The organism is Comamonas sp. B-9 (genome assembly GCF_000410635.1).
Classification (GTDB): Bacteria; Pseudomonadota; Gammaproteobacteria; order Burkholderiales; family Burkholderiaceae_C; genus Comamonas.
The window spans coordinates 23,020-48,160 of sequence record NZ_KE148631.1 but is presented as its reverse complement, the minus strand read 5'-3'; the positions used below and the strand labels follow the sequence as shown (position 1 = coordinate 48,160).

The window sequence follows — 25,141 nt, the reverse complement described above, 5'->3', positions numbered from 1 at the left end:
GGTCGGGGATATGCCAGCGGCTGCGCAGGTCGGCCTGCATGCGCAGCAGCAAATGGGCGGTCATTTCTGCATCGGCCAGCGCCCGGTGGGCCTTGTCGGCCGGCGGCAGTTGCAGATGGCGCACGATCTTGCCCAGCGAGTGGCTGGGCGCCTCGGGGTAGAGGCGGCGCGACAGCAAGACCGTGCAGGCAAACAGGCTGCCGACAGGCGCTGCGGCCGGGCTGGCTGCGCAGCCTGCGCGCTCCAGCTCATCCAGCCAGAACTTGCTGTCAAACGATGCGTTGTGTGCCACCAGCGGCGCCGTGCCGACAAAATCTGCTGCCTCGCGCATCACCTGCTCAGCGGGCGCCGCCGCCTGCAGCATTGCGGTGGTGATGCCGGTGAGCTGCGTGATAAAGCTGGGCATGCGCTGGCCGGCATTCATCAGGTTCTGGTAGCGGTCCACAATGCGGCCGTTCTCGACCATGACAATGCCGACCTCGGCCGCCCGCGCGCCATGCGCGGGGCTCATGCCGGTGGTTTCAAAGTCGAGAATGGCGATGCGTTCGGACATGGCGGGGCGGGTGCTGGAGGTGCTCGGCAATCAGGTCACCGCATGGATGCGGTTGAACTCGGGCTTTTGCCATTCGCCCGATTCCAGCACCTGGCGCAGGTGCTCGACCGCGTTCCACACGTCCTCAAAACGGGTGTAGAGGGGGGTGAAGCCAAAGCGCAGAATGTCCTTGTGCGGGCCGTTGCCGCCATCGCCCTTGCGGAAGTCACCGATAACGCCCCGGGCGATCAGCGCCTGCACGATGGCATAGGCGCCGCTGCCCTGGCCGTCCACGCCCGCGCCGTCGTCGCGCGTGAGGCACACCTGCGAGCCGCGCGCAAAGATATCGCGCGGCGTGGCCAGGCCCAGGCCGTAGCCGGCGCAGCGGGTCTCCACCAGCTCGATGAACAGGTCAGTCAGTGCGATGGACTTGCGGCGCAGCGCCGTCATGCCGCCGTACTTCTCGGCTTCGCTGAAGATGTCCAGGCCGCACTGCAGGGCCGACAGCGCAATCATCGGCTGGGTGCCGCACATGTAGCGGCGGATGCCGGCAGCTGGCTGGTAGTCGCTGGTGAAGGCGAACTGCTCGGCATGGCCAAACCAGCCCGACAGCGGCTGCCAGAACTTGTCGGTATGGCGCGCATGCACCCAGACAAAGGCCGGGGCGCCAGGGCCGCCGTTGAGGTATTTGTAGCTGCAGCCCACGGCGTAGTCGGCGTTGGCGGCATTCAGGTCCACCGGCACGGCGCCGGCCGCATGGGCCAGGTCCCAGACGGTCAGCACGCCCTGGGCATGCGCATCGCGCGTGACCTGGGTCATGTCGTGCATATGGCCGGTGCGGTAGTTCACGTGGCTGAGCAGCAGCACGGCCACGTCGGTGGTCAGGCAGGCGGGCAGCTCTTCGGGTTCGATCAGCACCAGCTCCAGGTTGTGCTGCTTGCACAGCGACTCGGCAATGTACAGATCGGTGGGGAAGTTGCTGCGCTCGCTGATGACCTTGGTGCGCGGCGCCGGGTCTGAGAACTCTTGCTGCGACAGGCGGATGGCCGCGCTCAGCACCTTGTAGAGGTTGACCGAGGTGGTGTCGGTGAACACGACTTCGCCGGGCTTGGCGCCTATCCAGGGCGCAAACTGGTCGCCCAGGCGCTGGGGCAGGTCGATCCAGCCGGCATCGTTCCAGCTGCGGATGAGGCCCTGGCCCCATTCACGCTGCACCACATCGGCCACGCGCGCGGCCGTGGCCTTGGGCAGTGGGCCCAGCGAGTTGCCGTCCAGGTAGATCACGCCGTCGGGCAGGTCGAACAGATGGCGCAGCGGTGCCAGCGGCTCTTGCTGGTCAACGTCGCGGCAGGCTTCCAAGGTGGTCATGGCTATGTCTCTTTGTCAATGGTGGCGGGCAGGCGCTGGTGGGCCAGGCGCCTGCCGCAAGGGATGGGGTGGTTCAGACCGAGGCCTGATTGTAGGTGCCGGGCAGCGCGCGCAGCACGGCGCGCACCGGCGAGGCATCGGCCTGCACAAGCTTGAGCGGCAGCGCGATCAGCTCGTAGTCGCCCTCGGGCACGGCGTCCAGCACCAGGTTCTCCAGCACGCGCATGTCGTGGCGGCGGATGGTCTGGTGGCTGGGGAGGGCCTTGCTGTCGGCCGGGTCGATGCTGGCGGTGTCAATGCCGATCAGGCGCACACCCAGCGCAGCCAGACGCTCCACGGTCTCGGCCGCGTAGCCGGTCAGGCCCGCATCCCATTGGGTTTGCGGCATCTGCTGGTAGGTGCGCACCAGCACGCGCTCGGGCAGGTCGTCGCGTATCGCGTGTTCGATGTGCTGCCACTCAATCAGCGGGCCGCAGCCAATCGCATGGACCACACGGCAGCGGCCCAGATAGTGCGCCAGATCGACCTGGCCGATGGTGGCGCCATCGGGCGCATAGTGCAGCGGCGCATCGGCGTGGGCCCCTGCATGCGGGGTGCTGGTGATGCTGGCCACATTGACCGGGCAACCCGGCCCGATACTGGCCACCCATTGCTGCTGGTAGGGCGTGTCGCCGGGGAACACCGGCATGCCGACGTAGACGGGCGGCGAGATGTCCCACAGGGTTGGCTCGGAATGAGGCGTGTTTGGCATAGCTATGCAATGTATCAGCGCTTGCGGTACCAGATCAGGTAGACGGCGGTCATCACCAGCAGCATGGGCACGCCGATCAGGGTGGTCATGTGGAACACATCGGTGAAATAGGTGGTGATGATGACGGCCAGCATCAGCACGGCGCCCAGCAGGGTCAGCACCGGAAAGCCCCACATGCGGAACTGCAGGCGCTCGCCCGGATGCTCGCGCTGCCAGCGGCGGCGGAAAAAGAGGTGGGTAACAAACACCATGAACCAAGCAAACATGGCGCCGAACATCGAGATCGACATCATCAGGGTGAGCGACTCCTCGGGCTTGAGCACGTTGAGCACCATGGCCACCGCCATGCCCAGGCAGGAGATCGCAATCGCGCCCATCGGCACGCCCCGGCTGTTGACCTTGCCCAGCGCTGCTGGCGCATAGCCGCCGCGCGAGAGGCTGAACATCATGCGCGAGGTGACATAGAGCTGCGCATTCATCGCCGAGAGGCTGGCCACCAGCACCACAAAATTGAGCACGCTGGCCGCGCCGGGAATGCCGACGATCTCCATCACCTTGACGAAGGGGCTCTTGTCGGTGCTGGCATGGCTCCAGGGCACGATGGCCAGCATCAAAGCCAGCGACAGCAGGTAGAACAGCACCAGGCGCAACACCGTGGTCTTGAACGCCGAGGTGACCGCCTGGCGCGGGTTCTGCGCCTCACCGGCGGCAATCGCGATCGACTCCAGGCTGAGGTAGCTAAAGATGGCGATGATCACCCCCACCCAGGTGCCCCACCAGCCATTGGGGAAAAAGCCCCGGTCTGCGGTGTAGTTGGAAAAACCCACACCTTCGGGCCGCGAGCCGAACACCACATAGGCGCCGATCAGGATAAAGGCGACGATGGCCACGACCTTGACCATGGAGAACACATACTCCATCTGCCCAAAGGCCTTGACGCTGGTGGCATTGACGGCCGCCAGCACGACCGAGAACAGCGCTACCCAAACCCATTGCTCCACCTCGGGGAACCAGTACTTCATGTACTTGCCGACGGCGGTGACTTCCATCCCCACCGCCAGCACCACGGCCGCCCAGTAGGCATAGCGCACCACAAAGCCGGCGAGCGGGCTGAGGTAGTGCTCGGCATAGGCGCCAAACGAGCCGCTGGTCGGGTGCGCGACGGTCATCTCGGCCAGGCAGCCCATCAGCAGCAGGCCGATGAGCGCGCCGATGGCATAGCTGATGAGCACGCTGGGCCCGGCAAAGCCGATGGCAAATGCGCTGCCCATGAAGAGGCCGGTGCCGATGGCGCCGCCGATGGCGATCATCGTCATTTGGGCTGCAGTGAGTTGCTGCAGCAGCCCGCGTTCGCGGCGGGCAATCGATTCAAAAGGGGACACGGGTTTTTGCTTGTTGTGGCTGGGGTGGCGCTGTGGCGGCTTTGCGGGCCGCTGGTGCGCGGGGGAAGGTGGGGATTTTAGGATTTGTGGGAAATCCATGTTGTGTGTTTGTGGCATGCCTCGAAACTCACTACGCGCCGAAGGCGCTCCGTTCGAACAGACGCGGCAAGCTAGTTGACGAAGCGCTGGCACTCTGCGGTGCCAGCGCCACCCCGCAAACGCCACGCCCCAGGCGCATGCAAAACGGGGGATTCGGGATAGCTTCTTTGATGTGCTGTCTTTTTCTGGTCGGCTGGCCGCTGTGCTTGTTTATCGGATCTGCTTACTACTGCGTAGGGCAGCTGGCCGGGTCTCGCCCCGGCGGGCGAGGTACTTTTCTTGCGCGGCCAAGAAAAGTGCCCAAAAGAAGGCCGCCCCTGCTGCTTGCGACCCTTCGCGTTGCGAAGGGCAACCTGTGTCGTGGCGTTTGCGGGGTATGCCGCGAAACTCTCTACGCGCCGTAGGCGCTCCGTTCGGACAGACGCGGCAAGCTAGTTGACGATGCACTGGCACTCTTCGGTGCCAGCGCCACCCCGCAAACACCACGCCCCAGGCGCATGCAAAAGGGGGTGTTCAAAAATACCAACAGCCAACAGCCAACAGCCTTCAGGCCATCGCTGCGCTCGGCCTGTTTTGGGGGCCGAGCGCAGCGATGGCCTGCGTCTGCTCAGTTTCCCTTCTGAATGCGCCGAGGAGCACAGGGTATGGGCTGGGCAGTTGCACCGCAGAGTGCAACTGCATCGTGAACTGACTCACCGCGTCTGTTTGAACGGAGCGCCCCCGGCGCGTAGTGAGTTTCGCGGTGCAGCACATACCCGAGCACCACAGGTTGCCCGCAGCGCAGCGAAGGGACGCAGTCAGCAGGGGCAGCCCTCTTTTGGGTACTTTTCTTGGCTGCGCAAGAAAAGTACCTCGCCCGCCGGGCGAACTCCGGCCAGCAAAACTAAGTAGCCCCGCAGGCATATGCATAAGCAAGAGCTGCACTCTGTCAGTTGTGGGCCGAGCGCAGAAATCGCCCATCGAGCGAAATCCGGCCAGCAAAATTCAACCAAACAGCAGTCGCTAAAAAGTGTCAATAAAGCAGAGCATCCAGCTCAACGAGCAGAACAAACCACATCCCAATTCAACCCAAACTTCTGCAAATACTTCCTCAACCGATCCGCATCATTCACCACCGCCCTTTGTGCCCGCGAAGCCTGAAACAACTGCCGCCCCGCCTCCGACAAACTGCCAGAGGCACGACACACCCCCACCACCGCCGCCAACTGCATCCGATCAAACAAATCCATCGCCGCAAGAGCATCACCAGGCAACAATGCCTCCAACGCCACGTCAGCAGAAACGTCGGAAGAAGCAGCCACAGCATCCGGCCGCTGCCACAGCCACTGCAAACGCCCAATCTCCGCCTCCACCTGGTCCTCGGTGATACGGCCACTGGTCGACAGCGTAGCCAGCCGCGTCACGCTGGCATGCAGATCGCGGAAATTGCCGCTCCACAGCGCTTGCGGGCTTTGGGCGAACTGCAGGTAGCGTTTGCGCGCCTCGGCGTTGAAGCGCTCGGTGCGGTGGGTTTGCTGGGCGTGCTGCACCAGCAGGTGGTCGATGTTGGGCTCGATGTCTTCGCTGCGCTGGGCCAGGCCGGGCAGGTTGTAGGTCCAGAGGTTGATGCGGGCAAACAGGTCTTCGCGAAAGCGGCCGGCGCTGACTTCCAGGCGCAGGTCGCGGTTAGTGCCGGCTATCAGCTGGAAGTCGCTGCTCACTTCCTTGTCCGAGCCCATGGGGTAGAAGCGCTTTTCCTCGATGGCCATCAGCAGCATGGCCTGCTCGTCGGCGCCCAGCTCGCCGATTTCGTCGAGAAAGAGCAGGCCCTGGTCTGCGGTGCGCAGCAGGCCGGCGCGCTCAGCGGCGGCGCCGGTGAACGCCCCTTTCTTGTGGCCAAACAAGGTGCTGGCGGCGCTGTCGCCGCGCAGGGTGGCGCAGTTGACTTCGACAAAGGCACCGCTGATCTGGTGGCGCGCCTTTTTCAGCTCGTACATGCGGCGCGCCAGAAAGGACTTGCCCGCGCCCGTCGAGCCCACCAGCAGCATGGGGGCCTGCGAGCGGCCTGCCACCTGCTCGATCTCGGCAATCAGCTGGTTGAAGCGCGGGTTGCGGGTGGGGATATGGCTCTTCAAAAAAGCGACCGCATCCTGCTGGGCCTGCGCATGGCGGGTGGCCAGCGCGTCGTAGCGTGACAGGTCCAGGTCGATCAGCGCATAGTTGCCCGCCGCGCCATCGATCTGCCGCTTGGGCGGTGAGGCCTGCAGGATCACGCCGGGTATCGCGCGCGATTCCGCCAGCAGGAACAGGCAGATCTGCGCCACATGGGTGCCCGTGGTGATGTTGAGCCAGTACTGGGCCTGGTCGCTGTCGAAGGGGTAGCTGCTGGTCCAGTCATAGAGCGCGCCGTAGACCTCTTCAAAGTCCCAGGGGTCGCGGATCGGCAGCTCCACCAGGTGGACTTCGGTCTCGGGGCTGACCGTGGCGATGTCTTTTTGCACCAGCCGGGCCAGGTCGACATGCGAGCGCGTGTAGAGCAGCTCCATGCGGGCCACCACCATGTCTTCATGCTGGGTGATGGCCACCGAGGGCCGCCATTTGCTCCAGCGGCCTGCGCCGCGCCCGCTGTCGAGCTGGGTGCCGAGAAAGCCGATGACGGTGATGGGTTTCATGCGATTGCGATCTTGAAGACGATTCCATATTATAAATATCTTAGCTAGAAAGATAAAAATAACGAGACGATGCTGAAGTGAGGATTGGCAGTGATATGAAAATTTATATATAAATCAATAATTTATTTTCGGAAAAATGCTGGATATAAAAGTTGGCACGCTTTTGGCAATGAACCTAACAAGCGCCACGTGGCGTGAGTTGGGGAAAGCAGAGCAGGGTCTCTGCTTTCCCGAGGCGTTGAATGAATAAGAAAGAAGAACACCATGGTCAACCTGCAACTGTTTCAAACCTACAAGGGCGCCCAGCTGGCAACGGCGGATGCCACCAACCAATCGGGTGTGGCGGCCTATGCATTTGGCCCGCAGCACCAGCTGGCGCAAATGGCGCTGACCGGCTGCCTGGGCCAGACTTTTTATGCCAGCCCGCAGGACCAGCTCTCGCAACTGATGGACGTGCTGGCCAAGGTCGAAGCGACTTTTATTGCCAAGACGGCCATCTATGCCCGTGAGCGTGGCTATATGAAGGACATGCCTGCCACGTTGGCGGCGGTGCTGGCCGTGCGTGATGTCGAGCTGCTGGCACAGATCTTTCCCCGCGTGGTGGACAACGGCAAGATGCTGCGCAATTTTGTGCAGATCCTGCGCAGCGGGGTGCTGGGGCGCAAGTCGCTCGGTACCCGGCCCAAGAAGCTGGTGCAGCAGTGGTTGCTGACGGCGACGGAAAAGCAGTTGCTCAACGCCGCCATTGGCAGCCAGCCCTCGCTCGCCGATGTGGTCAAGATGGTGCATCCCAAGCCCGATGAGGCATGGCGCGCTGCCTGGTTTGCCTGGCTGATTGGCAAGTCGTATGACGAGGCCAGCCTGCCACCCATCACCTTGGCGTTAGAGCGCTTCAAGCGTGCGGTGGCCCAGGGTGAGATGCCCGAGCAGGTGCCGGAGGTACCGTTCCAGATGCTGACCGCGCTGGGCCTGGGTGCGCAGCAGTGGGCGCAGATTGCGAGCCAGGGTTCGTGGCAGATGCTGCGGCAGAACCTGAACACCTTGGCACGCCATGGTGTGTTTGAGCTGCCCGGTATGGCCGAGCGCGTGGCCGCCAAGCTGCAGGATGCGGCAGCTGTGGCCAAGGCCCGTGCGATGCCTTACCAGCTGCTGTCGGCCTACCAGGCTGCGGGCCAGCAGGTGCCGGCAGCCGTGACAGAGGCGCTGCAGGATGCGATGGAGCTGGCGACGGCCAACGTGCCGCAATTTGCGGGCCGGGTCGCCGTCTGCCCCGATGTCTCCGGCTCCATGGGATCGTCGGTGACGGGTTACCGGGCCGGTGCCACCAGCAAGGTGCGCTGCATCGATGTGGCCGGCCTGATGGCGGCTGCCGTGCTGCGCAAGAACCGCGAGGCGCGGGTGCTGCCCTTTGAGTGCAAGGTGGTGTCGCTGTCGCTCAACGGCCGTGATTCGGTGATGACCAATGCCTCCCGCTTGGCGGCTGTGGGCGGAGGCGGTACGAACTGCAGTGCACCGCTCAAGTTGCTGGCCGATGAAAAGGCGGCGGTGGATCTGGTGATCCTGGTCTCGGACAACGAGTCCTGGGTGGATGGCAAGCGCGTGGGTGCGACGGAGACGATGCAGCAATGGGCGCGCATCAAGCAATGCAACCCCGCTGCCAAACTGGTGTGTATCGACATCCAGCCCTATGCGACGACGCAGGCGCAGGAGCGTGCCGATATCTTGAATATCGGTGGTTTCAGCGATGCGGTATTTGATGTGGTGGCCCGTTTTGCCGAAGGCAAGCTGGGTGCCGAACATTGGGTGGGCGAGATCGAGCAGATCGTGCTGCCCGCCCAGTGAGCTGTGTTTTATCTGCTGTTGGCGAATGCCGGTGTGACTACATTCCAAAACTGTTGCGTCACACCACCAATCTGGTCGCCAACGGTGGATATCGACAATGAATAAGGTTTGAAAGGCTTGGGTGGCCTGCGGCGAATGCCGGTGAAATTACAGCCTTTAACGCTCGAGGGAGCAGGTTCGAGTCCTGCCAACGCAAGTTGTAGCTCATGGGTAGAGCACGAAAAATATTTCACCTTTTTAGTCGCTGCAGGTGGCCCATCTGCACAAGATTTTTGGTTTGCGCGAATGCTGGCAAGACTACATTCGGAACGCCGGGGGTTCGAATCCTCAGCCGGGAAACCGGTGTGGCAGTTGTCTTGCCGACCCTGGTCGCGCTTTTGTTGGGATAGTGTTTTTGGGAAGGTTTGCATCGCTGGCTGCGAATGCCGGTGGAACTACATTGGAATCCGGCGATGCGGGTTGGAATCCCGCCAGGTTCTTTGAACCTGTAGCTCAGTGCCAGAGCTCCGGAAGTGTTTCACCAAACCCTGGTCGCAGCCCAGAGGTGCTCACCGTGTCACCCCTACCAAGTCATCGCTGTCAAACAGCGGTGTGAAGATAAAGAAGAGAGCTAAGAGATGTCGCAATACAACGAAATGCAAGTGCCTAATGGCGTGCCCGTGAAGATGTGGACCAATGGCGTGCCGGTCGAGGCCGAAGCGCAGAACCAGCTGGCCAATATCTCGCGCCTGCCGGTGGTGTTCAAGCACGTGGCGGTGATGCCTGATGTGCACTTGGGGATTGGTGCCACCATCGGCTCGGTGGTGCCAACGCTCAAGGCCATCATCCCGGCGGCGGTGGGGGTGGACCTGGGTTGCGGAATGATGGCCTGCAAGACCACGCTGACGGCCAGCGATCTGCCCGACAACCTGGCGCCGATCCGCGCTGCGATCGAGCGGGCGGTGCCCGTGGGTATGACGCCCAAGCGCTATGGCCGCGACAAGGGAAGCTGGGAGACGCCGCCTGAGGAAACCGATGCCGCCTGGATGGTGCTGGTGAAAGAGTTCGAGGAGATCTGCGAAGCGCACCCGCGCATGAAGAACACCAACAACTACAAGCACCTGGGAACCCTGGGGTCCGGTAACCACTTCATCGAAGTCTGCCTGGACGAGAACCAGGCCGTGTGGATCATGCTGCACTCGGGTTCGCGCGGGGTGGGGAACGCCATTGGCACCCACTTCATCGAGCTGGCCAAGAAGGATGCCGAGTTGCACCAGCGCAACCTGCCCGACAAGGACCTGGCCTACTTTGAAGAAGGCGCCGCCTACTTTGGCGACTATGTCAAAGCGGTGGGTTGGGCGCAGAAGTTTGCGCGTGCCAACCGCGAGGTGATGATGGTCCGCGTGATCCACGCGCTGAAAAAGGTGATCACCAAACCGTTCGAGACGCACCTGGAAGCGGTGAACTGCCACCACAACTATGTGCAACGCGAGACCCACTTTGGCCAGGAGGTGTTTGTGACCCGCAAGGGCGCGGTGAGCGCCCGCCAGGGTGAGCTGGGCATCATCCCGGGAAGCATGGGGGCCAAGAGCTTTATCGTGCGCGGTAAGGGCAACCCCGAGAGCTTCAACAGCTGCAGCCACGGCGCCGGTCGCACGATGAGCCGGACCAAGGCCAAGAAGCTGTTCACCGTCGAGGACCAGATGCGCGCCACCGAAGGCGTGGAATGCCGCAAGGACGCCGAGGTGATCGACGAGATCCCCATGGCCTACAAGGACATCGACGCGGTGATGGCGGCGCAGAGTGACCTGGTGGAGGTGGTGTACACGCTCAAGCAGGTGGTGTGTGTGAAGGGATAGACAAGGGGCGGCCATGGGGCCGCAACCCTGAGGAGAAGGGTGATGAAGAGCAATAAGCAGCGCAAGACAGAGATCAAGCAGCGCCGTTGGGCCCGTATGGAGCAGCAGCGCAAGGCGGCCCTGCTGCCGGCCATGCCGCATGCAGCCTTGGCTGCAGATACGCAGCTTCTGGCCCTGATCCATGGGCAATCTGTTTGCCATGTGAGTTACTACATGGATATCAGCTACCGCTGTTGTGACTGCGGTGCAGCCTGTGTCTGGACCGCGCAGGACCAGAAATGGTGGTACGAGCAAGTGCAAGGCAGCCTGTATGCCAGTGCCAGCTGCTGCAAGGACTGCCGTGCGCGGCACCGCGCCTGGCGCCAAAGCCATTGTGATGCGGCCGAGATGGCGGCTTTGCGTTCGCTATGGCGTGACCGCCCCGATGCGTCTGCCCGTGCCCGTGTGCATGCCGCCTTGCAGGCCAAGGCGCCGGATTTGCGCAGCCTGGCAGCGCAGGCCCTCGCCTGGTGGTGGGTGCAGTTTGGTGACAAGCCAGCGCATGCGCAGCTGGAGGCGCTGAGCCTGGAGCGCAGCTGGGCGCCGCGTATCGACCGCATCTTGCGGCGCCAGGTGGAGCTACGTCCCGGTGTGCATCGCGTCTGCCGGGTAGTAAGCTATCCGCGCGTCACGATGGGCGCTGCGCTGTCCGGCCACTGAGCCAGCGCAGGTCAATCAGAAGAAGAAAACAGTGAGAGGGAAACGATTCCAATGCAAACCGCAAGCCAATGGATAGAAAAGGGCCTGGTCGAGATCGACGGCTCGCAAGGCGAGGGCGGCGGCCAGATGCTGCGCACGGCGCTGGCGCTGTCGGTCATCACGCAAAGGCCGCTGGCGATGCACAGCATCCGGGCCAAGCGCTCCAAGCCGGGCCTGATGCGCCAGCACCTGGCCTGTGTGCAGGCAGCGCAGACCATCAGCGAGGCGCAGCTGTCGCCCATCGCTGCGGGCGTGACGGAGCTGCAGTTTGCGCCTGCGACGCTCAAGGCCGGGGACTACCGCTTCCCGATCTCGGGCGCGGGCAGCGCCATGCTGGTGCTGCAGACGGTGCTGCCGGCGCTGCTGATGGCTGATTGCGCGAGCACGGTGCAGCTGGCGGGCGGCACCCACAACCCGCTGGCGCCGAACTTCCATTTCATCGAGCGCGCCTATGTACCCTTGGTGGCACGCATGGGGGCAGGGCTGGACATGCGCCTGCGCCGCTATGGCTTTTACCCGGCGGGTGGTGGCGAGGCGCTGGCCTGCATCAGCCCGGCAGCGCAGGGCCTGCAGCCTTTTGACCTCTTGGCGCGCGGCATGCTGCAGCATGTGTCGGTGGAGGCGGTCTGCGCGGCCGTGCCGCGTGGCGTGGCGATGCGCGAGTTCGATGAGCTGGCGCGGCTGACCGGCTGGGACCGGCGCGCGATGGAGCTGCTGCCGGTGAGCCAGGAGGACGGCCCGGGCAACCTGCTGCAGGCCACCTTGCGCTATGACCATGTCACCGAGCTGTTCTGGTGCCTGGGGGCGCACGGCGTATCGTCCGAAGCGGTGGCGCGCAAGCTCTGCCAGGACCTGCGCGATTACCAGAAAAAGCCCGATGCCGCTGTCTGCGCCTACCTGGCCGACCAGCTCTTGCTGCTGCAGGCGTTGGCCGTGTGGCAAAGCGGCCAGCCCGCGGCCTTCAGCTGCAGCGAGGCCACCGAGCACCTGCACAGCAATATGGCGGGGATTGCGCAGTTCCTGCCGCTGCGCATGTCGATCGAGACCGCCAGTGCGCCGGTGGTGCGCATCGCACCGCTGTAGCGCGGCGTGTGAGAGTGTTGGCGGGCTGGCTAGTACAGCCCGCCTTCCAGCGCCTGCATGCCATGGCGCAGGCGGGCCTTGTTGCAGGCCTCGCTGCCGGCGGCAAACTCCCGGCAGGGCGAAGGGCGCCATTCATAAATGCCGCAAGCGGCTTGCTGGCCGATGGTGCCGGTCAAGGCCGCGCAGCGCGGGCGGGCATAGTCGGTGCCGCGCATGCGGCAGGTGGCGTCATTCACCTCTTCGGCCAGGCCCGAGGGCACACGGCCGCCGTTGCTGTCGCATTCATGGACCGAAAAATCAACGCGAAAGCTGGCGCAGCAGGCGCCGCAACTGAGGCAGGGGTGGGACATCGGGCGTGGGGGGCGTGGGCGTTGTTTGGCGGCTATTGTAGTTTTGCGCCGCTGAACGCCACAAAAAAGCCCGCTGGGTCAGCGGGCTCGGGATGCGGTGCAGAAGGCGCCAGGTTTACTTAACGGCCAGCGCTTGCTTGATCCAGCCGTCAAACTTGGCCTGGTGGTTCTTGATCCAGGTGTCGGCATGGCGCTGGATATCGGCGGTCTTGTTTTCGCCATTGCGCATCAGCAGGTTCTGGGCTGTGATGTCCTCGATGGGCACCTGCATCAGCGCAAACAGCTTGGCGGCGGCCGGGTTGGCGTCGGTCCATTTCTTGTTCGCGAGGATGTACTGGTTGTTCACCTTGAAGCCATAGTTCTTGCCGTTGGGCAGGCGGGTGTCGTCATCGCCCTTGGCATTGGGGATGTTGGGCACCTGCAGCCAGACGACATCCTGGCCGGGCTTGAGCACGCCGTTGACCCAGTAGGGGGTCCAGACATAGTAGAGCACCGGCTTGCCCGATTGGTAGCGGGCAATGGTGTCGGCAATCAGCGCCGCATAGTTGCCCTGGCGGTGGGTCACGCTGCCTTCCAGGCCCAGGCCCTTGAGGTGCTTGTTGATCGCCAGCTCGCAGCCCCAGCCGGGGTTGCAGCCGGTCAGATCGGCCTTGCCGTCGCCATCGGTGTCAAACAGCTTGGCGATCTTGGGATCCTTGAGCTGCATGATGTCGGTGATCTTGTACTTCTCGGCCGTGGCCTTGTCGATCAGGTAGCCCTGCGCCGCATTGGTCGAGAACATGCCTTCGCGGTAGAAGACCTTGGCGCCGCCATTGCGCTCATAAAACTCCTGGTGCAGCGGAATCCAGTGGTTGGCCATAAAGGTGGCATCGCCCTGGCCGACGACCACGTGCTCGGTGCCGTTCTCCAGTCCCTTGGGGTCCTTGACGGTGTAGCCGAGCTTTTCCAGCGCGCGCGAGACGATCAGGGTCTGGAACATCTCCTCGTCCACGGTGCCCAGCAGCGGCAGCACATCCTTGCCCTTGCCGGGCAGGTCTTGCGCCTGGGCGACGGGGCCCCAGGCCATCAGCGCGATGGCAGCGGCGCAGGCCAGGTGGACGGGGCGATTGAGGCGGTTTTTATCAGTCATGGTCTTCTCCTTGGATGGATACGCGATGCACCCGATGTGCACCGAGAGGGAACATGGGCAGCCCTGGGGCAAGACGGCGCCCGGCCGGTGGTGCCGGCTGGTCTGTTTGCAGCTTGCGGGGGATGGGGCTGTGCAGCGCTGGCGCTGCAGCGGTGGGCATGGCGGCATGCCCTGGGGGGAAGGCGCCGGCCCGGCAAGGTCCTGCCAGGCTGGTGCTGCAGGTAGGCTTATTGCGCCTTGGCGGCGTCCAGCGCCGTCTTGATCCAGCCGTCAAACTCGGCCTGGTGGGCCTTGATCCAGCCGTCGGCATGGCGCTCGATATCGGCAGGCTTGTTCTGGCCGTCCTTCATCGCCAGGTTCTGCGCGTTGATGTCCGCGACCGGCAGCTTCATGATCGCAAACAACTTGGCGGCCGCTGGGTTGGCTTCGGCAAACTTCTTGTTGGCGACGATCTTCTGGGTGTTGAGCGGGAAGCCGTAGTTCTTGCCGTTGGGCAGCGCAGTCTTCAGATCGGCCTGGTTGCCGGGCAGTGCGGTGAACGGCACTTGCAGCCAGACGACATCACGGCCAGGGCGCAGCTCGGCGCTGACCCAGTACGGCGTCCAGGTGTAGTAGAAGATGGGCTTGCCGGACTTGTAGCGGGCGATGGTGTCGGCCATCAGCGCGGCATAGGTGCCTTGCACATGGGTGACGGTGTCGCGCAGCTTGTAGGCCGTCAGCTGGTGCTCGATCGCGCCCTCGCAGCCCCAGCCGGGGGTGCATCCTGTCAGGTCGGCCTTGCCGTCCCCATCGGTGTCAAACAGCTTGGCGATCTTCGGGTCCTTGAGCTGCTCGATATTGGTGATCTTGTGCTCATCGGCAGTCTTCTTGTCGATCAGGTAGCCCTGCACGGCGCTGGTCGAGTACTCGCCTTCGCGGTAGAGCTTGTCGGCGCCGCCGGCATTCTTGTAGAAGTCGGCCTGCAGCGGATCCCAGTGGTCGGCCATGTAGGTGGCGTCGCCATTGCCGATCGCCACGTGGGCGGTGGCGTATTCCACTTCGCGGATGGGCTGGACGTCATAGCCGAGCTTTTGCATGGCCTTGTTGACCAGCAGGGTCTGGAAGGTCTCTTCGGCGATCGAGCTTTGCAGCGGCTGGACCTTGATGCCCTTGCCGGGCAAGTCCTGGGCCACAGCATGGCCGGCGGCGGCCAGGCCAGCGGCCAGCAGGCTGGTGGTCAGCAGGCTTTTGACCATGCGGGTGGGGGCCGCGAAGGCCTGCCAGGAATGGGGGGTGGATGTCATGGATGCTCCTTGTTAGGGGTTTGGCGCGGGCGCAGTGCGCGCCGCCGATCAATGTGCAAATGGGGCCAAGCGAGTGGGCAGGGCAGCGGGCGGTGGCGGCTGCCCTGGCTGGGCTTAGGCGGCAGGCACGGCGTCCTGGCCGGGCTGCGTGGGTGCCTGTGCCTGCTTTTGGGCCGCTGCCTGGGGCAGAGGCTTGGGCGCAGGGCTGGCTTCTGGCTTGTGCAGGGTGCGGGCGATGAGGCCGGCCGGGCCGGTCTGCCACCAGTGGCGCACGCCACGGCGTGGCTGGCCCATGGCCTGGGTGATGCGGTCGAGCAAAATGGCCAGCAGCACAATGCCCAGGCCGCCAACAGTGGCCAGGCCCATGTCCAGGCGGCCAATACCGCGCAGCACCATCTGGCCCAGGCCGCCCACGGCGATCATCGAGGCAATCACCACCATCGACAGCGACAGCATCAGCGACTGGTTGATACCGGCCATGATCGAGGGCATGGACAGCGGCAGCTGCACCTTCCACAGCAATTGCAGAGGCGAGGCGCCATAGGCACGGCTCGCTTCGATCAGGTCAGGGCGTACCTGGCGGATACCCAGGTTGGTCAGGCGCACCAGCGGTGGCAGCGCAAACACGATGGTCACCACGACGCCTGGCACATTGCCAATGCCAAACAGCATCACCACCGGCACCAGGTAGACGAAGGCCGGGGTGGTCTGCATGGCGTCCAGCACCGGGCGGAAGAACTTCTGTGCCCGGTCGCTGCTGGCCAGCAAGATGCCCAGCGGCAGACCGATGATGATGCAGAAGGCCAGCGAGGTCAGCACCAGCGACAGGGTGACCATGGCCTCGTGCCAGATACCCAGCATGCCGATGATCAGCAGCGACACCACGGCCCCAATGGCCAGGGCACCGCCGGCAAATTGCCAGGCGATCAGCGCCAGGATCGCCACCATCGCGAGCATCGGGATGGCGGTCAGAAAATGCTCCACACCGGTGAGCGTGGCGTCAATCGGCGCGCGCACGGTCTGGAAGAAGGGGCGGAAATTGGCCACCACCCAGGTCAGGCCGCTGTTGATCCAGTCCTGCACCGGCAGGCTGCCGTCCCAGAGCTGGCTCAGGTGGAAACCGCTGTCATGGGCGGCCTGCGCATGCTGCGCCGCAGCCTGGGCGGCGTCCGCAGTCTGGCCCACGGCGTCGGGGCCGCCCAGCCAGTCGGTGTTGCCCGAGACATTGCCCACGGCAACCCAGGGGTCGTCCACCGGTGCGGCCTGGGTGGGTGCCGTGGCGGCGTCCGTAGCGTCGGTGGAGGTCCATGCGGTGGCCGCACTCGAGCTCGTCGATGCGGTATCGGCCCAAGGGTCGGCCGCAGCAGTGTTCTGGGCGATGGTCAGCGTGTTGTCGGTACTCATGCGGCACTCCTGTTGTCGTTGTTGTCGGTATTGGCGGCTTCAGCGGCAGCGGCCTCGGTGGCCGCTTGCATGGCGATCACCGCAGGGTCGGTCGGCGGCACCGGCGGCGTGTCGCGGTCCAGGAAGCGCAGCAGGGTGTTCTTGCTGATCGCGCCGACAAAGCGGCCATCGGCACGCAGCACCGGCAGCGGGCAGGGTGCCTGCGCAACCTGGCCAAACAGATCGGCCACCAGCGCGTCTTCGGCAATGGGCTCGACCTTGTCCAGGTAGGCATGCTGCAGACCCAACGGGCCGACATGGCCCTTCAAGGCATTGCGCAGGGATTCGGTCGAGACCGTACCCAGGTACTGCTTGCGGGGCGAAACGACATAGGCGAAATCCCGGTCCTCGTCCTGCAGCAGTTGCATTGCGGCGCGCGCACCGCGCTGGTCGCTTTCCTTGACGATGGTGATGCCGCGGCGCGCGATATCGGCGGCCTTGAACACGGCTGCGGCATCCACGCCCTGGATAAAGGCGCGCACATAGTCGTTGGCAGGGTTGCGCAGAATGTCATCGGGCGTGCCGACCTGCTGGACCATGCCGTCCTTCATGATGGCAATGCGGTCGCCAATGCGCATCGCTTCGTCCAGGTCGTGCGAGATGAAGACGATGGTGCGGCGCTTGATCTCCTGCAGGCGCATCAGCTCGGACTGCATTTCGGTGCGGATGATCGGGTCGAGCGCCGAGAAGGCCTCGTCCATCAGCAGGATCGAGGGGTCCGATGCCAGCGCACGGGCCAGGCCCACGCGCTGCTGCATGCCGCCAGACAGCTCATCGGGGTAGCTCGCGCCCCAGCCGGCCAGGCCCACCTGCTCGAGCGCTTGCTCGGCAGCGGTCAGGCGCTCTTCGCGAGCCACGCCGGCCAGCTCCAGGCCGAACGCGGTGTTCTCGACCACGGTGAGGTGGGGCATCAGCGCAAAGGACTGGAACACCATCGAGATGTCCTTGCGGCGCAGTGCGCGCAGCTTGCTGTCCGACAGCTGGTTGATGTCCTGGTCATCGACGACGATGGCGCCGCTGGTGGGCTCGATCAGGCGGTTGAGCATGCGCACCAGGGTGGACTTGCCCGAGCCCGACAGGCCCATGACGACAAAGATCTCACCGGCTTCGATGGTGAAGTTCGCGTCAAACACGCCGATGGAGTTGCCGGTCTTCTCCATGACTTCTTGCTTGGTGGCGCCTTTGCGCACCAGCTCGAGCGCGGCTTTTGGGGAATCTCCGAACACCTTGAACACGTGCTCGATACGGATTTGTTTGGCCATGTGTGGCTCCTCCCTAAGTTGTAGTGGCTACAACGCTGAAGACGCCCCTGAAGGGCGTCGTCCAGCACGGGACCGTCAATCTCTCAACCCTGATGCCGATAGCTGCGCCTGGCTGTCGAAGCGACAACCATGGCAAGCCCTCGTGGGGTGGGTAGGACACGCAATGTGACCAACAATTTCTGCCTGTACCGGGCGTGCATGCCAGCAGCGATGGGCTCCAGGGTCGAGCCAGGTACAGGGTCTCTCGTGCGCATTGAAACCCGATCGTTTCAATCACGCGAGCGCGGCGGACACTGTAAAAAGGCCACCACGCCGGGGCATCAGGGCCGGGAATATTCCGGCCTGTTGACGGACTTTGGCGTGGCGCCAAAGACCCGACGGAGACGATCCGCACCTGTCAGAAAGGCACGGATTACCTGCGTTGCAGGTTGTAAAACATCCCTTAAGTATACGTATTGGAAATATAGAAGTCAAAAAAAGCGGGTTTCATCCGGGCGAATTTAGCGCTCAACGCGGCCATTTGCAGCATCTGATTTCTGTTTTGCTACTTTTTTAATAGCAATAAAAAACCAAATATGGTCGGATCAAGCGGTCAGGGCTTTGCATGAGAAGGAAACATCTAGTTTCAATTTTATGCGAAGCCAATGCAGAAAAGACCCCAATTTTGGCAATTGCGCACCGATCGCGTTGCTTGTGCTGAGGATGCTGTCTTTTAAGGGTAAATGACTACTGATATCTGAAAACCAAGGACTGTCATGTAGGAATTTTTCGCCAATAAGGATCACCCAAGCGCCCATGAAAAAGCCCCGCACGGGGCGGGGCTGGAGGGGGCGCGTAGCGGCTGCTGGATCAGTGGCTGTCCTTGTGCGCAGGGCCTGCGGGGTGCAGGATGCGGTCGGTCCAGGCGATGGCCAGCGCGGACAGCAGGAAGACCACATGGATGATGGTCTGCCACATCAGCACCTTCTCGCTGTAATTGGGCGCATTGATAAAGGTCTTGAGCAGGTGAATGGAGCTGATGCCGATGATGGACAGGCCCAGCTTGACCTTGAGCACCGAGGCGTTCACATGGCCCAGCCATTCGGGCTGGTCCGGGTGGCGGTTGAGGTGCATGCGGCTGACAAAGGTCTCGTAGCCGCCGACGATCACCATGATCAGCAGGTTGGAGATCATCACCACATCGATGAGGCCCAGCACCACCAGCATGATGATGGTCTCGTTGAGCGCCGTGATCTGGACATCGGGCGAGTAGCCCACCGAGGTGACGAGGATGCGCAGCGCGGTATCGCTGCCAAAGGCCGCTTCAACCAGGTGCAGCAGCTCGACCAGGAAATGCCAGACATACACCAGCTGGGCAACGATCAGGCCCAGGTAGAGCGGCAGTTGCAGCCAGCGGCTGGCAAAAATCAGCGCCGGCAAGGGGCGCAAAGGAGCATTTTGAGGGAGAGACATGGTGGAGGGGGTAGTGGAGAGAGTGCCCTGCAGCAGGTTTGGAATCTGTGTTTCGGCCGTCCATCGCTGAGGTCCGTGCCAGCCTGTCCGGATGCTGGCTCAGCGCGTGCGGAAATGCCGCTAAAAAGAGCGTAGCGCATTGTAGCCAGCGCCCTGCGTCTGCCGTGTGGCGATTGGGAAAATTCCTCGCCCGGATCGGGTGGTTGGTTTTGTCTATCGCAAGCGGTGGCAGCCAGTGCTGCGTTGTCAGATGCCTGTAAGTGCGCCGGTCCACAGTAGCAGCGATTTTCATACCTACAATGTTTGCAAAGGAGACCCACCCATGACAGCCCCAGCCCAAGGAACCATTGAATCCGTTCTGGTCGAAAACCGCGTATTTCCCCCACCCGCCAGCCTGTCTGCCACGGCCCGCGTCGGCAGCATGGAGGCCTACCAGGCGCTGTGCGCCGAGGCCGAGTCCGACTTTGAAGGTTTTTGGGTCCAACGTGCCCGCGAGCATGTGCAGTGGACCAAGCCCTTCACCGAGGTGCTGGACCAGAGCAATCCACCGTTCTTCAAGTGGTTCCAGGATGGCGAGCTGAACGTCAGCGCCAACTGCCTGGACAAGCACATCGGCACGCCGGTGGAGAACAAGACAGCGATCATTTTCGAAGCCGATGATGGCCAAGTGACCAAGATCACTTACCGCGAGCTGCTGGACAAGGTCAGCGCCTTTGCCAATGCGCTCAAGGCCCAGGGCGTGCAAAAGGGGGACCGGGTCCTCATCTATATGCCGATGACCGTCGAGGGCATTGTGGCGATGCAGGCCTGCGCGCGCATTGGCGCGACCCACTCTGTGGTGTTTGGCGGCTTCTCGGCCAAGGCGGTCAATGAGCGCGTCATCGATGCCGGTGCGGTGCTGATCATCACCGCCAACTACCAGATGCGCGGCGGCAAGGAGCTGCCGCTGAAGGCGATTGTCGACGACGCACTGGCCATGGGGGGCTGCGACACCGTCAAGAAAGTGCTGGTGTTTGAACGCACCCAGACGGCCTGGAACAAGGTCGACGGCCGGGATGTGAGCTTTGGCGAGGCGCTGGCCGGCCAGAGCAAGGAATGCGCGCCGGTGCCGGTGAATGCCGAGCACCCGCTCTTCATCCTGTACACCAGCGGCTCCACCGGCAAGCCCAAGGGCGTACAGCACGCCAGCGGCGGCTATGTGCTCTGGGCCAAGATGACGATGGAGTGGACCTTTGATCTGAAGCCCAGCGATGTGTTCTGGTGCACGGCCGATATCGGCTGGATCACCGGCCACACCTATATTGCCTACGGCCCGCTGGCCGCTGGCGCGACCCAGGTGGTGTTCGAGGGCGTGCCGACCTTCCCCAATGCCGGGCGCTTCTGGCAGATGATCGAGCGCCATGGCGTCTCCATCTTCTACACCGCCCCCACGGCGATCCGCTCGCTGATCAAGGCGGCTGACTCGGACGACAAGGTACATCCGCGCAACTGGAACCTCAGCAGCCTGCGCATTCTGGGATCGGTGGGCGAGCCCATAAACCCCGAAGCCTGGATGTGGTACTACCGCAATATCGGCGGCGAGCGCTGCCCGATTGTCGATACCTTCTGGCAGACGGAAAACGGCGGCCATGTGATCACGCCGCTGCCGGGTGCGACGCCGCTGGTGCCGGGCTCCTGCACCCTGCCGCTGCCGGGCATCATGGCCCAGATCGTCGATGAGACCGGCAAGGAGCTGCCCAACGGCACCGGCGGTATCCTCGTGATCAGCAAGCCCTGGCCGTCGATGATCCGCACGATCTGGAACGACCCCGAGCGCTTCAAGAAAGCCTATTTCCCCGAAGAGATGGGCGGCAGCATCTACCTGGCCGGCGACGGCGCGGTGCGCGATGCCAAGACCGGCTACTTCCGCATCACTGGCCGCATCGACGATGTGCTGAACGTCTCGGGCCACCGCATGGGCACGATGGAGATCGAGTCGGCCCTGGTCGCCAAGACCGACCTGGTGGCCGAGGCGGCCGTCGTGGGCCGGCCCGATGACATGACGGGCGAGGCGATCTGCGCCTTTGTGGTGCTCAAGCGCTCGCGCCCCACCGGTGACGAAGCCAAGCAGATTGCCAAGGAGCTGCGCGACTGGGTGGCCAAGGAGATCGGCCCGATCGCCAAGCCCAAGGACATCCGCTTTGGCGACAACCTGCCCAAGACGCGCTCGGGCAAGATCATGCGCCGGCTGTTGCGCTCGATCGCCAAGGGCGAGGCGATCACGCAGGACACCTCCACCCTGGAGAACCCGGCGATCCTCGACCAGCTGTCCGATACCCACTGACCGGTAAATGTCAACAAATGGCGCGCTGGAGCCTTCCAGCGCGCTAAGCTGTTGTTAAAGCTGAAGAACCGGTGAGAAATTGCCAGCATTGGCTGACAAGCGCTGGTGCATGGACCGTGCTATGGTCTATGCGTTCCACTATTGCCATCAAAATCCACTATGCGCAGCATTCTTCTTCTCATAATCGCCGTGCTCATCGGCGGCCTGGCGGCCCTCAACTGGGAGGTGCTGTCCACCCCGTCCGAGGTCAATCTCGGCCTGACCACCATCCACGCCCCGCTGGGGGTGCTGATGCTGGCGCTGACGGTGCTGCTGTGCGTCATCTTCATCGCCTATGTGCTGTCCTTGCAGGGCTCGGTCATGCTGGAGGCGCGCCGCCACAACAAGGAGATGACGGCCCAGCGTGAGCTGGCCGACAAGGCCGAGGCATCGCGCTTTACCGAGTTGCGCCAGGTGCTGGAGAGCCAGCACGCCGCTGGCCAGTCGGCACTGCTGGCCCGCCTGGCAGAGCTGGAAGCGCACCTGGTGGCCCGTGCCCAGGAGTCGGACAACAGCAATGCCGCTTACCTGGGCCAGATTGAAGACCGCATGCGCCATGTCGAGCCGCCGCGCAATACGTTCTGAAGGACGCACTTGCGCAGCCAGCAAAAAACCACCTCGCGAGGTGGTTTTTTCATGGGAGTGGGCCGGCAGGCCCGACCTGCATGCGAGGCGCTCTTTACTTGAGGGTCAGCACCCAGTCGGCCAGTTTCTTGGCATCGGCTTCGCTGACCTGGGTGTTGGCGGGCATGGGCACGGGGCCCCAGACGCCGGCGCTGCCCTTGATGATCTTCTGGGCCAGCATGTTGGATGCGCCGGGCTGGCCTGCAAACTTGGCGCCAATATCTTTGAATGCGGGGCCCACTACTTTCTTGTCGACCGAATGGCAAGCCATGCAGTTCTTGGATTGGGCCAATGCCTGATCAGCCCACGCAGGTGCGCTGGCCGACAAGGCCAGTGCCGTGGCAATCAGAATACGGTTCATCGTGTTATCTCCTTAGCGCATGAGGTACATTAATTCTAATGGCTCGCCGCATAGGACTGCGGGGGCGCCAGGATGTTCCACAAGTTTGCATTCTTTACGGGCTTTACGCCACCGACATACAAGGGGCCAAAGCGGATGGAGAGACCATGTATTTTCTGATCCTGGGGATCATTCTGCTGTTGTTGAAGTACCTGGAGATAGGCCCGGTGGCGGCCTGGTCCTGGACTGCCGTGCTGGCCCCTTTTGGCCTGGCTGCGCTGTGGTGGGCCTGGGCCGACTGGTCGGGCTACACCAAGCGCAAGGCGATGGAGCAGGAGGTGCTGAAAAAAGAGCGCCGCCTGCAGAAATCCAAAGAAGCGCTGGGCCAATCGGCCCGCCGGCGCCGCTGACAGCGGCTGCTGGAGCACCAACCGCCGACGAGGCGGTTTTTTTCTGCCCTCGCGCTGCCCCTACGACCGTTACTGGCTGGAACCCGAGTGTCTCCGTCATTTGCCCAGCTGCGCGATAATCATCGCTCACATCGGCGTGCACTCAAGAGGTTCTCGCCAACTTGCCCGCTGGCCCTGGCGTATATCCAGGCCCGCACTATGCAAGACAGGCCGCATTCTTATTGTTTACTGATTCGTACACCACGATGCCCGCATACCGTTCCAAAACCTCTACCGCCGGTCGCAACATGGCTGGTGCCCGCTCCTTGTGGCGTGCCACCGGCATGAAAGACGACGATTTCTCCAAGCCCATCATTGCGGTGGTGAACTCCTTTACCCAGTTCGTTCCGGGCCATGTGCACCTCAAGGACCTGGGCCAGCTCGTCGCCCGCGAGATCGAAGCGGCAGGCGGCGTGGCCAAGGAGTTCAACACCATTGCCGTCGATGACGGCATTGCAATGGGCCATGACGGCATGCTTTACTCGCTGCCCAGCCGCGAGGTGATTGCCGATTCGGTCGAATACATGGTCAACGCGCACTGCGCCGATGCCATGGTCTGCATCTCCAACTGCGACAAGATCACCCCCGGCATGCTGATGGCTGCGATGCGCCTCAATATCCCCGTGGTGTTTGTCTCGGGCGGCCCGATGGAAGCGGGCAAGGTGCGCCTGGCCGTGCCGGCGGCTGACGGCAGCAAGACCATCCAGATCAAGAAGCTCGACCTGGTCGATGCGATGGTGATGGCCGCTGACAGCAATGTGAGCGATGCCGATGTGGCCGAAGTCGAGCGCTCGGCCTGCCCGACCTGCGGCTCCTGCTCGGGCATGTTCACCGCCAACTCGATGAACTGCCTGGCCGAAGCGCTGGGCCTGGCCCTGCCAGGCAATGGCACCGTCGTGGCCACCCACTCGGACCGCGAGCAGCTGTTCAAGCGCGCAGGCCGCCTGATCGTGGAGCTGGCCAAGCGCTACTACGAGCAAGACGAAGTGACCCTGCTGCCACGCGCCGTCGGCATCAAGGCCTTCGAGAACGCGATGACCTTGGACATCGCGATGGGCGGCTCGACCAACACCATCCTGCACTTGCTGGCGATTGCGCAAGAGGCGGACATCGATTTCACGATGACCGACATCGACCGCATGTCGCGCACCGTGCCGCAGCTGTGCAAGGTGGCACCCAATACCAACAAGTACCACATCGAAGACGTGCACCGCGCAGGCGGCATCATGGCCATCCTCGGTGAGCTCGACCGCGCCGGCAAGCTGCACACCGATGTGCCCACCGTGCATGCCAAGACCATGAAGGACGCGCTGGACCAGTGGGACATCGTGCGTACCGAAGACGAGGCCGTGCGCACCTTCTACATGGCGGGCCCTGCCGGCATCCCCACCCAGGTGGCTTTCAGCCAAAGCACGCGCTGGCCCAGCCTGGATCTGGACCGCGCCGAAGGCTGCATCCGCTCCTACGACCATGCCTTCTCCAAAGAAGGCGGCCTGGCCGTGCTGCGCGGCAATATCGCGCTGGATGGCTGCGTGGTCAAGACCGCCGGTGTTGATGACTCGATCCTGGTGTTCGAAGGCTCGGCCCATGTGGTCGAGTCGCAGGACGAGGCGGTGGAAAACATCCTGAGCGACAAGGTCAAGGCTGGTGATGTCGTGATCGTGCGCTACGAAGGCCCCAAGGGCGGCCCCGGCATGCAAGAGATGCTCTACCCGACCAGCTACATCAAGTCCAAGGGCCTGGGCAAGTCCTGCGCACTGCTGACCGATGGCCGTTTCTCGGGTGGTACCTCGGGCCTGTCGATTGGCCACTGCTCGCCAGAGGCAGCGGCTGGCGGCGCGATTGGCCTGGTGCAAAACGGCGACCGTATCCTCATCGACATCCCCAACCGCACCATCAATGCGCTGGTGAGCGACGAGGAATTTGCCAAGCGCCGCGAAGCGCAAGATGCGCTGGGCTGGAAGCCTGCCAAGCCCCGTCCACGCAAGGTGTCCACCGCGCTCAAGGCCTATGCCAAGCTGGTGACCTCGGCCGACAAGGGCGCGGTGCGCGATATCTCGCTGCTGGACTGAGCGTCCTTCGCCTTCCATGAAGAACCGCCCCAGGCGCAAGCCGGGGGCGGTTTTTTCATGGGGCCATTGGGGCCATTGGGGGCATGGGGGC

20 protein-coding genes are annotated in these 25,141 nt (G+C 63.3%); 8 read left to right on the top strand and 12 right to left on the bottom strand.

Going from position 1 to position 25,141, the window contains the following annotated elements:
- From H928_RS28605 to rtcR, 5 genes are all read right to left on the bottom strand, one after another.
- Positions 1-553: PolC-type DNA polymerase III (locus H928_RS28605; RefSeq protein ID WP_239645004.1), on the bottom strand; the 553-nt coding region annotated here is incomplete at its 3' end.
- 30 nt (positions 554-583) lie between these two features.
- Positions 584-1,900 (bottom strand): kynureninase, encoded by a 1,317-nt coding sequence (gene kynU, locus H928_RS0117835; RefSeq protein ID WP_021027719.1) that lies wholly within the window; start codon positions 1,898-1,900, stop codon positions 584-586.
- Positions 1,901-1,973: 73 nt separating this feature from the next.
- Entirely contained in the window at positions 1,974-2,651 is a 678-nt protein-coding gene (gene kynB / locus H928_RS0117830) for an arylformamidase (protein ID WP_021027718.1), read from the bottom strand.
- A 14-nt stretch (positions 2,652-2,665) separates the two neighbouring features.
- Entirely contained in the window at positions 2,666-4,033 is a 1,368-nt protein-coding gene (locus tag H928_RS0117825) for an amino acid permease (protein ID WP_021027717.1), read from the bottom strand.
- Between the two features lie 1,133 nt (positions 4,034-5,166).
- Positions 5,167-6,783 carry an RNA repair transcriptional activator RtcR gene (gene rtcR, locus H928_RS0117815; protein WP_021027715.1) on the bottom strand — a complete coding sequence of 539 codons (1,617 nt, stop codon included), beginning with the start codon at positions 6,781-6,783 and terminating at the stop codon, positions 5,167-5,169.
- A 264-nt stretch (positions 6,784-7,047) separates the two neighbouring features.
- On the opposite strand from rtcR, the gene H928_RS0117810 reads away from it, so the two are divergent.
- The 4 genes from H928_RS0117810 to rtcA all read left to right on the top strand — a co-directional run bounded on the left by H928_RS0117810 (position 7,048) and on the right by rtcA (position 12,284).
- Positions 7,048-8,625 (top strand): TROVE domain-containing protein, encoded by a 1,578-nt coding sequence (locus H928_RS0117810; RefSeq protein ID WP_021027714.1) that lies wholly within the window; start codon positions 7,048-7,050, stop codon positions 8,623-8,625.
- Positions 8,626-9,242: 617 nt separating this feature from the next.
- Complete coding sequence (locus tag H928_RS0117805) at positions 9,243-10,463, top strand: RtcB family protein (protein WP_027011088.1); 1,221 nt, start codon at positions 9,243-9,245, stop codon at positions 10,461-10,463.
- A 42-nt stretch (positions 10,464-10,505) separates the two neighbouring features.
- Entirely contained in the window at positions 10,506-11,162 is a 657-nt protein-coding gene (locus tag H928_RS30275) for a zinc-ribbon domain containing protein (protein ID WP_021027712.1), read from the top strand.
- 51 nt (positions 11,163-11,213) lie between these two features.
- Positions 11,214-12,284 carry an RNA 3'-terminal phosphate cyclase gene (gene rtcA, locus H928_RS0117795; protein WP_021027711.1) on the top strand — a complete coding sequence of 357 codons (1,071 nt, stop codon included), beginning with the start codon at positions 11,214-11,216 and terminating at the stop codon, positions 12,282-12,284.
- A 29-nt stretch (positions 12,285-12,313) separates the two neighbouring features.
- On the opposite strand, the gene H928_RS0117790 is transcribed toward rtcA, so the two are convergent.
- The 6 genes from H928_RS0117790 to H928_RS0117765 all read right to left on the bottom strand — a co-directional run bounded on the left by H928_RS0117790 (position 12,314) and on the right by H928_RS0117765 (position 19,203).
- Positions 12,314-12,634, bottom strand: a complete 321-nt coding sequence (locus H928_RS0117790) for a YkgJ family cysteine cluster protein (RefSeq protein WP_021027710.1) — start codon at positions 12,632-12,634, stop codon at positions 12,314-12,316.
- Positions 12,635-12,749: 115 nt separating this feature from the next.
- The gene (gene proX, locus H928_RS0117785) at positions 12,750-13,763 is read right to left on the bottom strand and encodes a glycine betaine/L-proline ABC transporter substrate-binding protein ProX (protein ID WP_021027709.1); all 1,014 of its coding nucleotides are present in this window, start codon (positions 13,761-13,763) and stop codon (positions 12,750-12,752) included.
- A gap of 227 nt (positions 13,764-13,990) precedes the next feature.
- Positions 13,991-14,998 (bottom strand): glycine betaine/L-proline ABC transporter substrate-binding protein ProX, encoded by a 1,008-nt coding sequence (gene proX / locus H928_RS0117780; protein WP_021027708.1) that lies wholly within the window; start codon positions 14,996-14,998, stop codon positions 13,991-13,993.
- Between the two features lie 162 nt (positions 14,999-15,160).
- Positions 15,161-16,450 carry a glycine betaine/L-proline ABC transporter permease ProW gene (proW, locus tag H928_RS28595; protein WP_021027707.1) on the bottom strand — a complete coding sequence of 430 codons (1,290 nt, stop codon included), beginning with the start codon at positions 16,448-16,450 and terminating at the stop codon, positions 15,161-15,163.
- Positions 16,447-17,751, bottom strand: a complete 1,305-nt coding sequence (gene proV / locus H928_RS0117770) for a glycine betaine/L-proline ABC transporter ATP-binding protein ProV (protein WP_021027706.1) — start codon at positions 17,749-17,751, stop codon at positions 16,447-16,449. Before proV ends, proW begins: the two co-directional genes overlap by 4 nt.
- A gap of 849 nt (positions 17,752-18,600) precedes the next feature.
- Positions 18,601-19,203, bottom strand: a complete 603-nt coding sequence (locus tag H928_RS0117765) for a TIGR00645 family protein (RefSeq protein ID WP_027011086.1) — start codon at positions 19,201-19,203, stop codon at positions 18,601-18,603.
- Positions 19,204-19,525: 322 nt separating this feature from the next.
- Here H928_RS0117765 and acs point away from each other — a divergent pair, with 322 nt between their 5' ends.
- Entirely contained in the window at positions 19,526-21,526 is a 2,001-nt protein-coding gene (gene acs / locus H928_RS0117760) for an acetate--CoA ligase (RefSeq protein ID WP_021027704.1), read from the top strand.
- Positions 21,527-21,685: 159 nt separating this feature from the next.
- The gene (locus tag H928_RS0117755; RefSeq protein WP_021027703.1) at positions 21,686-22,150 is read left to right on the top strand and encodes a hypothetical protein; all 465 of its coding nucleotides are present in this window, start codon (positions 21,686-21,688) and stop codon (positions 22,148-22,150) included.
- A 94-nt stretch (positions 22,151-22,244) separates the two neighbouring features.
- Here the strand turns inward: H928_RS0117755 and H928_RS0117750 are convergent, their stop codons facing one another.
- The gene (locus H928_RS0117750; RefSeq protein ID WP_021027702.1) at positions 22,245-22,550 is read right to left on the bottom strand and encodes a c-type cytochrome; all 306 of its coding nucleotides are present in this window, start codon (positions 22,548-22,550) and stop codon (positions 22,245-22,247) included.
- Positions 22,551-22,696: 146 nt separating this feature from the next.
- Between H928_RS0117750 and H928_RS0117745 the strand changes: the two genes are divergently transcribed.
- Positions 22,697-22,939, top strand: a complete 243-nt coding sequence (locus tag H928_RS0117745; RefSeq protein ID WP_021027701.1) for a TIGR04438 family Trp-rich protein — start codon at positions 22,697-22,699, stop codon at positions 22,937-22,939.
- Between the two features lie 245 nt (positions 22,940-23,184).
- A complete protein-coding gene (ilvD, locus tag H928_RS0117740; RefSeq protein ID WP_021027700.1) occupies positions 23,185-25,050 on the top strand; it encodes a dihydroxy-acid dehydratase in 1,866 nt (621 codons plus the stop codon).
- The last annotated feature ends 91 nt before the right edge of the window (positions 25,051-25,141 follow it).

Excerpts from the sequence above, each read along its gene's own strand:
- proW (WP_021027707.1), bottom strand. The coding sequence starts at position 16,450 with ATGAGTACCGACAACACGCTGACCATCGCCCAGAACACTGCTGCGGCC.
- proX (WP_021027708.1), bottom strand. The coding sequence starts at position 14,998 with ATGGTCAAAAGCCTGCTGACCACCAGCCTGCTGGCCGCTGGCCTGGCC.
- H928_RS0117810 (WP_021027714.1), top strand. The coding sequence starts at position 7,048 with ATGGTCAACCTGCAACTGTTTCAAACCTACAAGGGCGCCCAGCTGGCA.
- H928_RS0117755 (WP_021027703.1), top strand. The coding sequence starts at position 21,686 with ATGCGCAGCATTCTTCTTCTCATAATCGCCGTGCTCATCGGCGGCCTG.
- proV (WP_021027706.1), bottom strand. The coding sequence starts at position 17,751 with ATGGCCAAACAAATCCGTATCGAGCACGTGTTCAAGGTGTTCGGAGAT.
- kynB (WP_021027718.1), bottom strand. The coding sequence starts at position 2,651 with ATGCCAAACACGCCTCATTCCGAGCCAACCCTGTGGGACATCTCGCCG.
- H928_RS0117790 (WP_021027710.1), bottom strand. The coding sequence starts at position 12,634 with ATGTCCCACCCCTGCCTCAGTTGCGGCGCCTGCTGCGCCAGCTTTCGC.
- H928_RS0117805 (WP_027011088.1), top strand. The coding sequence starts at position 9,243 with ATGTCGCAATACAACGAAATGCAAGTGCCTAATGGCGTGCCCGTGAAG.
- ilvD (WP_021027700.1), top strand. The coding sequence starts at position 23,185 with ATGCCCGCATACCGTTCCAAAACCTCTACCGCCGGTCGCAACATGGCT.
- H928_RS0117765 (WP_027011086.1), bottom strand. The coding sequence starts at position 19,203 with ATGTCTCTCCCTCAAAATGCTCCTTTGCGCCCCTTGCCGGCGCTGATT.
- acs (WP_021027704.1), top strand. The coding sequence starts at position 19,526 with ATGACAGCCCCAGCCCAAGGAACCATTGAATCCGTTCTGGTCGAAAAC.
- proX (WP_021027709.1), bottom strand. The coding sequence starts at position 13,763 with ATGACTGATAAAAACCGCCTCAATCGCCCCGTCCACCTGGCCTGCGCC.
- kynU (WP_021027719.1), bottom strand. The coding sequence starts at position 1,900 with ATGACCACCTTGGAAGCCTGCCGCGACGTTGACCAGCAAGAGCCGCTG.
- rtcR (WP_021027715.1), bottom strand. The coding sequence starts at position 6,783 with ATGAAACCCATCACCGTCATCGGCTTTCTCGGCACCCAGCTCGACAGC.
- H928_RS0117745 (WP_021027701.1), top strand. The coding sequence starts at position 22,697 with ATGTATTTTCTGATCCTGGGGATCATTCTGCTGTTGTTGAAGTACCTG.
- H928_RS30275 (WP_021027712.1), top strand. The coding sequence starts at position 10,506 with ATGAAGAGCAATAAGCAGCGCAAGACAGAGATCAAGCAGCGCCGTTGG.
- rtcA (WP_021027711.1), top strand. The coding sequence starts at position 11,214 with ATGCAAACCGCAAGCCAATGGATAGAAAAGGGCCTGGTCGAGATCGAC.
- H928_RS0117750 (WP_021027702.1), bottom strand. The coding sequence starts at position 22,550 with ATGAACCGTATTCTGATTGCCACGGCACTGGCCTTGTCGGCCAGCGCA.